Origin of the sequence: Marinobacterium profundum (assembly GCF_001528745.1) — a bacterium.
GTDB lineage: Bacteria > Pseudomonadota > Gammaproteobacteria > Pseudomonadales > Balneatricaceae > Marinobacterium_A > Marinobacterium_A profundum.
In genome coordinates this window covers 1-6,972 of record NZ_BCNS01000024.1, presented here as the reverse complement: position 1 = coordinate 6,972, position 6,972 = coordinate 1, and the positions used below count along the sequence as shown (strand labels likewise).

Annotated in this window: 8 protein-coding genes; 6 read left to right on the top strand and 2 right to left on the bottom strand. The window is 54.8% G+C overall.

Going from position 1 to position 6,972, the window contains the following annotated elements; translation table 11 throughout:
• The 6 genes from MPRO_RS02020 to MPRO_RS01995 all read left to right on the top strand — a co-directional run.
• On the top strand, positions 1–1,093 hold a 1,093-nt coding region (locus MPRO_RS02020), incomplete at its 5' end, for a glycerophosphodiester phosphodiesterase family protein (RefSeq protein WP_082708398.1).
• Between the two features lie 148 nt (positions 1,094–1,241).
• Positions 1,242–2,009, top strand: coding sequence for a phosphonate ABC transporter ATP-binding protein (gene phnC, locus MPRO_RS02015; RefSeq protein ID WP_102136249.1), 768 nt, complete (start codon positions 1,242–1,244; stop codon positions 2,007–2,009).
• The gene (phnE, locus tag MPRO_RS02010; protein WP_067286347.1) at positions 1,997–2,797 is read left to right on the top strand and encodes a phosphonate ABC transporter, permease protein PhnE; all 801 of its coding nucleotides are present in this window, start codon (positions 1,997–1,999) and stop codon (positions 2,795–2,797) included. Before phnC ends, phnE (MPRO_RS02010) begins: the two co-directional genes overlap by 13 nt.
• Positions 2,794–3,615 (top strand): phosphonate ABC transporter, permease protein PhnE, encoded by an 822-nt coding sequence (gene phnE, locus MPRO_RS02005; protein ID WP_067286346.1) that lies wholly within the window; start codon positions 2,794–2,796, stop codon positions 3,613–3,615. Before phnE (MPRO_RS02010) ends, phnE (MPRO_RS02005) begins: the two co-directional genes overlap by 4 nt.
• Positions 3,616–3,673: 58 nt before the next feature.
• Positions 3,674–4,309 (top strand): histidine phosphatase family protein, encoded by a 636-nt coding sequence (locus MPRO_RS02000; RefSeq protein WP_067286344.1) that lies wholly within the window; start codon positions 3,674–3,676, stop codon positions 4,307–4,309.
• 93 nt (positions 4,310–4,402) lie between these two features.
• Entirely contained in the window at positions 4,403–4,867 is a 465-nt protein-coding gene (locus MPRO_RS01995; RefSeq protein WP_067286343.1) for a tRNA (cytidine(34)-2'-O)-methyltransferase, read from the top strand.
• A 116-nt stretch (positions 4,868–4,983) separates the two neighbouring features.
• On the opposite strand, the gene MPRO_RS01990 is transcribed toward MPRO_RS01995, so the two are convergent.
• Entirely contained in the window at positions 4,984–5,385 is a 402-nt protein-coding gene (locus MPRO_RS01990; protein WP_067286341.1) for an H-NS histone family protein, read from the bottom strand.
• Between the two features lie 393 nt (positions 5,386–5,778).
• Positions 5,779–6,486 carry a P-loop NTPase family protein gene (locus tag MPRO_RS01985; protein WP_067286339.1) on the bottom strand — a complete coding sequence of 236 codons (708 nt, stop codon included), beginning with the start codon at positions 6,484–6,486 and terminating at the stop codon, positions 5,779–5,781.
• Positions 6,487–6,972: the final 486 nt, after the last annotated feature.

Below are 6,972 nucleotides of genomic sequence, written 5' to 3'. Positions count from 1 at the left end.
TACGAGGTGTTCAGGAGTCTCGTGGGCTTGGAGATGTGTAGAAGGGACCGGTTCTGATCTGTCTATTGGCCACCGTGGTGCGCCACTGCAGTTCCCTGAACATACCCGTGAGTCCTACGTTGCTGCGGCGCGTATGGGTGCTGGCGTGGTGGAATGCGATGTGACCTTTACCAAGGATCGCGAACTGGTATGTCGTCATTCCCAGAGCGATCTGCATACCACCACCAACATTCTGGCCGTGCCGGAACTGGCGGAAAAATGCACAGTGGCGCCGGACTACAGCAGCGAAACACCCTTCAAGGATGTGGAGTGCCGTACCAGTGATGTAACGCTGGATGAATTTCTGTCGCTCAAGGGCAAGATGGACGCCGGTAACAAAGATGCGAAAACGCTGGAGGAATACATGAATTCCACCGCGGCTTATCGCACTGATCTGTATGCCGGCAATGGCACCCTGATGAGCCATCGCCAGAGCATCGAGCTGTTCAAGCAGCTGGGCGTGAAGATGACGCCGGAGCTAAAGGGCGCTGCGGTGGAAATGCCGTACCAGGGTGACTATAGCCAGCACGACTACGCCCAGCAGATGATCAACGATTACAAAGAGCTGGGTGTGGATCCGGCTAATGTACTGGCGCAATCCTTCAACCTGGAGGACGTGAAGTACTGGCTGGCGAATGAGCCTGCCTTTGGTGCCCAGGCGGTCTATCTGGATGATCGCTATGACATCGAAAGCTTTGACTACAGCAATCCCGCCACCTGGTCACCCAGCATGGGTGAGTTGCAGGAGATGGGTGTAAAGATCATAGCGCCGCCGCTGTGGATGCTGGTCGCCTCCGAAAACGGCAAGATTGTTCCTTCGGTCTATGCCAAGGCTGCGAAGGAAGCCGGGCTTGATATCATTACCTGGAGCCTTGAGCGCTCTGGTCCGCTGAATGGCGGTGGTGGCTGGTATTACCAGAGCATCAACGATATCACCACCAATGAGGGCAATACCTTCGACCTGCTGGATGTACTGGTGCAGGACGTCGGTGTGATTGGTGTGTTCTCCGACTGGCCCGCCACTGTGACTTACTACGCTGGCTGCCCCAGCTAAGTCCAGCCCTGCTGGCTTAACAGCAACGCAGGGCCAGCTTTAAGCCCGGCGTTGCTGCCTGCAAGACCCCTGTGCCTGTGCCAAGACTGGACCTTATCTGGCTCCTGCGCATTCGTGCACCCAATTTTCATGCTTACAGGATTTGGCTATGTCTTCTGCTCAGGCGTTTCTTGAGATTAAAGGCCTTCAAAAAGAATATGTTAGTGGCAACCCTATACTCAAGGGCATTGATATTACGATCACCGAACCCGGTATCATTGCCATTATCGGCCCCTCCGGTACCGGTAAAAGTACGCTGTTGCGCTGTATTAACCGCCTGATCGAGCCCACCGCCGGGCAGATCATCTTTGAACAGGCAGATCTTTGCGATGCCAGGGGCGGGGAGCTGCGCAAACTGCGTCGGCACGTCGGCATGGTGTTTCAGGAATATAACCTGGTGGAGCGCTTGAGCGTGATCGAAAACGTGCTCACCGGGCGATTGGGGTACATGTCGGCCTGGCGTGCCTGGCGGCGCAATTTCAGTCAGCAGGATATCAATACCGCCTTCGAGCTGCTGGATGCGGTGGGCCTGAGTGAACATGCCACCCAGCGCGCCGACAGCCTCTCCGGCGGCCAGCGCCAGCGTGTCGGTATTGCTCGTGCGGTAATGCAGGACCCGCGTATTCTGCTGGCTGATGAGCCGACTTCCTCGCTGGACCCCAAGACCGCCGTGGAGATCATGGAGCTGCTGGAACGTTTTGCGCAGGAGAAAAATATTCCGGCGCTGGTGAATATCCACGACGTAAACCTGGCCCGGCGATTTGCCAAGCGCATGATCGGCATGGCCGGCGGAAAAGTAGTCTATGACGGCAGCCCAGAGGGTATTTCCGATGAGCATCTGAAACTGATCTACGGAGGTGAATCATGGCTGGCGTAGATTCAGGTACTTCTGCTGCGCGGCCCAATCCGTTTGCGCGCAACTGGTTCGTCACCGGTATCTGGCTGCTGCTGGCCGGCTATCTGGTGTATTCGGTCAATGCGCTGGGGCTGAGCTGGGAGCGTATAAGTACAGGCATGGGCTTTGCCGGCAACTTGCTGGACAAGATGTTTCCGCCCAACTTCAGTCGCTGGGAGCTGCTGCTTGGCGGCCTGATCGAAAGCCTGGAAATTGCCGTGATTGCCAGCTTTTTCGGCATACTAGTGTCGCTCTTTCTGGGGCTCTTTGCGGCGCGCAATATGATGAGTGGCTGGGTGAGCAGCCCGGTGCGGGCGCTGATTGCACTCTGTCGTACCTTTCACCCAGTGATTATCGCCATCCTGTTCGTCAAGAGCGTGGGCTTTGGTGCCCTGGCAGGTATTCTGACTCTGGTGGTCGCCTCCATTGGCTTTATCGCCAAGCTGTTTGCCGAAGCCATAGAAGAAATATCACTCAAGCAGGTCGAAGCTATTCGTGCCACTGGTGCGAGCTTTGTCAGTGTTGTGCTCTTTGCGGTGATGCCACAGGTGTTCTCGCGCTTTCTGGGTTTTGCCACCTACCAGCTGGATTCAAATCTGCGCAATTCCACCATGGTGGGTATCGTCGGTGCAGGCGGCCTGGGCGGAACGCTGTTTTCGGCCTTTCAGCGCTTTGACTATGACTTTGTCGCCGCCATCCTGATCGTCATTATTGCCCTGATCATGTTTGGCGAGTTCCTTTCCAACCTGGTGCGCAGGATCTTCAAATGAAAATATCGACCGCGACCCCCCTGACCGCCATCGATCGCCATTGGCAGCGCTTTACCCTGAGCCAGAAACTGTCGCGCTATGCGGTTTATCTGGTGCTGGTCTTGGCACTGGTGCTTTCGATTCAGACGGTGGAAGTGATTCCTGAGTTTTTCTACGATGCGCCCGAACAAATGGCCGACATGTTTACCCGCATGTGGCCTATAGACTTCGCCTACTATCCGGTATCAGTGCACGATGCCATGCTTGAAACACTGAATATCGCAACCCTGGGTACCCTGCTGACGCTGATCTTTGCCATTCCGCTGGCGCTGATGAACGCCAGTAATGTGGTTGCATCCCCCTGGTGTCACTGGATTGCGCGCTTTTTCCTTGTATCGTCCCGTTCGGTCAACTCCCTGGTGTGGGCGCTGCTGTTTGTGGCTATCTTCGGCCCGTCGGTGATCGCAGGTGTGCTGGCTATCGCCTTTCGTTCGGTTGGCTTTGTCGGCAAGCTGCTGGGTGAGGCCATCGAAGAAATTAATATGGGTCCTATCGAGGCCCTGACGGCGACTGGAGCTTCATGGGCGGCGATTCTGCTCAAGGGATACTGGCCACAGATTTTGCCAGCGTTTTTCAGCATAGTGCTGTTTCGATGGGACATTAATGTCCGCGAGTCGGCGGTGCTGGGTCTGGTGGGCGCCGGTGGTATTGGTGTAGTACTCAGCGATTCAATGAACCTGTTCGAATGGCAGCGGGTGGCCATGGCGCTGCTGGCGATATTTGTCGTGGTGATACTGGCGGAAATCCTGGTGGTGAATATCCGCAAACGACTTCTATGATGTTGGCCAGAGGCCGGGAAATGCCGGGCTTTTTTTGGGAGGGTAAGGAGCAGCAGCCATGACGCAATTTAACAACAGCTATTATCTGATGCGCCATGGCCAGAGTGAGGCCAATGTCGCCGGCTTGATCGTTAGCGCGCCATTAACAGGCACGACCGGATTTGGCCTGACTGCAGAAGGTGAGCGCCAGGTGCAGCTGTCGCTGGCGAACTTTGACGGCCCGCGGCCAACGCGGGTGATCAGCTCCGACTTTCTGCGTGCCCGGCAAACGGCGGCGTTGGCCGCAGGCTATTTTAAGCTTCCATCGCCAGAACTGGATATCGGCCTGCGGGAGCGCTTTTTCGGGGGCTGGGAAGGTCAGGCGGACAGCGGCTACAGAGAGGTGTGGCAGCGGGATGAAATCGACACCAATGGCAGCCGTGACAAGGCCGCAGAAGACGCTGGAAGCCAGGGGCAGGGCGCCGTTGAGCCGGTAAGCTGCGTCCTGCAGCGAGGGCTTGATACGTTACGGGCGCTGGATGCGCGCCATGCCGGAGAAGTGCTGTTGCTGGTGTCCCACGGTGATCTGGTGCAAATACTGCAAACGGCTTTTGTAGGGCTGGCCGCCCAAGCGCACCGGCAGGTGCCCCATCACCAGACCGCTGAGATAAGGCCTCTGGTGAGCCGGGGTCAATCCTGGCCGACGACTTCCTGATCAATACAGTATCGGGTAATCATGGCGGATGCCGGTTAATGCAAAGGCCCATGTATAATGGTTGCCTTTACGGCTGACGCTGGCTGACATCGCATGTTTCATATCGCACTTTATGAGCCGAGGGTTCCACCCAATACCGGCAATATTATTCGGCTGGCGGCCAATAATGGCTGCACGCTGCACCTGATTGAGCCCTTGGGGTTTGATCTGGAGGAAAAGAATCTGCGGCGGGCGGGGCTGGATTATCATGATCTTGCCCGCGTGCACCGGTATGAAAATTATGACGCCTTTATAATCGCCATGCAGGGCCGGCGGGTTCTGGCCTGTACCACCAAAGGTACTCAGTCCCACGATCAGATTGAATACTGGCCCGACGATGTGCTTTTGTTCGGATCTGAAACCAGTGGATTGCCGGATTCAGTGATGCAAGGCATAGCGCAGGAGTTGCGCTTGCGAATCCCCATGATGCCCAATAATCGCTCGTTGAATTTATCCAATGCGGTGGCGATTATCAGTTATGAGGCCTGGCGGCAGCAGGGGTTTCGCGGCGGAGCCTGATCCATAGCCTGTGAACTTGTCTGTGTTGCATACGTAAAAAGCGCTGATCCCGAGGGATACAGCGCTTTTTAATAGCAGCTCGCTTAAAGCCGGTATTAACCGGCCTTAACGCCTGATTACTTCTGAATCAGGAAATCTTCTTTCTTGGCGCCTTTTTCAAAACGCTCAAGGAATACGCGCGGGGTACGGCCACGGCCGGACCATTCGTGCGGCTTGCCTTCAGCGTCGATCAGACGATACTTGGCCGGTACAGAAGCCTTCTTGGTGGCAGTAGCGCCGCCAGCGGAGAGATCGTCGGCAGACAGACCGAGTTCGGCCATCTGAGCCTGGATCTTTTTAACGGCTTCCAGGCGGGTTGCATCAGCGGCTGCGCGTTCTTCTTCTGCAGCAACTTTCTCGTCGCGGATTTCCTGAAGGTCGGAAAGAACTTTTTCCAGTTCTGCGACGGAGATTTCAGTTACGGCTTTACGCAGAGAGTTTTTGCGCAGCAGTGTAGAAGTGAACTCGTTTTCGCTCATTTAATGGTCACCTGTGTCATGTTGAGATTGTGCTGGATTCTACAGAATAAATTTATATTAGCAAAGATAATGCAGAGGTAAAGTTTCAAATCAATCTGGATTACAAAGTATCTGAGTGAATAGCCTAAGCGAAGGCACCTATTTTAGGTTCTGGCTGGAATCCGGCGTTTTCCCGTTTTAAATGTATTGGTCTGTGGCTTAGCCGGAATTCCCCTAAGGTTTGTAATGTCGATACGGCGAAGGCAAACGGAACTTTCGGGGCTATTAGTGAGTCAGTGGCTCTTGGCTTTAAGGATGTGGTGAGCTGTGACTATGGGATGAAGGCTGAGTTATCGTTGCAGGGGAGCTGTTTCAGGCCGTCTGTTTGCCAAACGGCCTGAATGCCGGGGCTATTTAGCAGGGTTGTCTGATAAAGAGTTCGTCGAACAGGGCATAGGTCTTTTTGATCCAGACGCGGGTACGCTGGCGTTCCATCAGACTGAGGTGCTCAAGGTTTTTGTCCTTGATGTTTTCAGCGCCCCAGAAACTGAAGCTCAACTCGTCTATCTTGCGCATGGTTTCACGATGCAGAGCGGGTAGTGTCGCGTGTTGGGTGCTGCCGCTGTTTGTCGCAGGATGAAAATGCAAGACGGCATCAATAGTGGCGAAGTTGGTGCCGCGGCCTTCGTTTTTGATAACGGCGATGTTCATCCGGCTGCCATATTTGGCCAGAAAGGTTTCCAGCAGCGCGGCTGAGTCGAGACCGTCGTCGACGATATACCAGTACTGCAGCGGAATCTGCAGTTCGTCGCACATGTCGAGCACGCCGTTTTCATCGATCCAGCGATCCAGAAAACGTTCGCTCTGGGCGGGCAGGTCAATCAGAATCTGCTGTTCGTCCTCAGTGGCGAACTCCATTATCTGGTCGATGCTGTCAAAGGTGTCCAGATTTACCGGACGGGTGTATTCCGGGTAAAAGCGGCTCAGTGTGGCGTGGGACTGATCGGCGTCCAGGCCGAGGTAGGGTTGTCCCCGATCGAGAAAGTACTGCGACAGCAAGCGTGAAAGCACTGATTTGCCTACGCCGCCTTTTTCCCCGCCAATAAAATGGATACTGCTCATCAATAACAATCCTCGTTAATGTCTATCTATAAGTACGATCAGAATCACAGTGGTTACAGCGTGCAGATCCCTGACGCTGTAATGATCAGAGGTAACCCAAGCCTAAACCCAGCAACGGTTATCCCGCAGGCGTAAAGCGGATTTTGCACCGCATTGGTGCAACTTTGTCCGCTGCCCATTTCGCCAGTGCAGACACTACACCTGCTTTGATTCTGCGGCTAGCCGGCGAGGCGGTTCAGGCCCTAGCAGCCTGTCGGACTTACCACTGACCTACTGCGGAAAAGCCTACTTTGGTCATTTTTCGTCCTCTTTTTTACTCGTCGCAGGCTCCTCGGTCTGCGACCCCGCTAAAGCGGTTCTTTCCACTTCGTTTCAAGTGTTAAATAGAACCACTATTTGCCTCAAAAGAGCTCAAAAACTGCCTCAAATCGGACTTTCCCTCGCTACGATCGGCCAAGTCCGACCGCCTACTAGGAGGAATTCCCC

What these genes read in the sequence shown, in the direction of transcription:
- phnC (WP_102136249.1), top strand. Translation starts at nt 1,242, where the DNA reads ATGTCTTCTGCTCAGGCGTTTCTTGAGATTAAAGGCCTTCAAAAAGAA.
- phnE (WP_067286347.1), top strand. Translation starts at nt 1,997, where the DNA reads ATGGCTGGCGTAGATTCAGGTACTTCTGCTGCGCGGCCCAATCCGTTT.
- phnE (WP_067286346.1), top strand. Translation starts at nt 2,794, where the DNA reads ATGAAAATATCGACCGCGACCCCCCTGACCGCCATCGATCGCCATTGG.
- MPRO_RS02000 (WP_067286344.1), top strand. Translation starts at nt 3,674, where the DNA reads ATGACGCAATTTAACAACAGCTATTATCTGATGCGCCATGGCCAGAGT.
- MPRO_RS01995 (WP_067286343.1), top strand. Translation starts at nt 4,403, where the DNA reads ATGTTTCATATCGCACTTTATGAGCCGAGGGTTCCACCCAATACCGGC.
- MPRO_RS01990 (WP_067286341.1), bottom strand. Translation starts at nt 5,385, where the DNA reads ATGAGCGAAAACGAGTTCACTTCTACACTGCTGCGCAAAAACTCTCTG.
- MPRO_RS01985 (WP_067286339.1), bottom strand. Translation starts at nt 6,486, where the DNA reads ATGAGCAGTATCCATTTTATTGGCGGGGAAAAAGGCGGCGTAGGCAAA.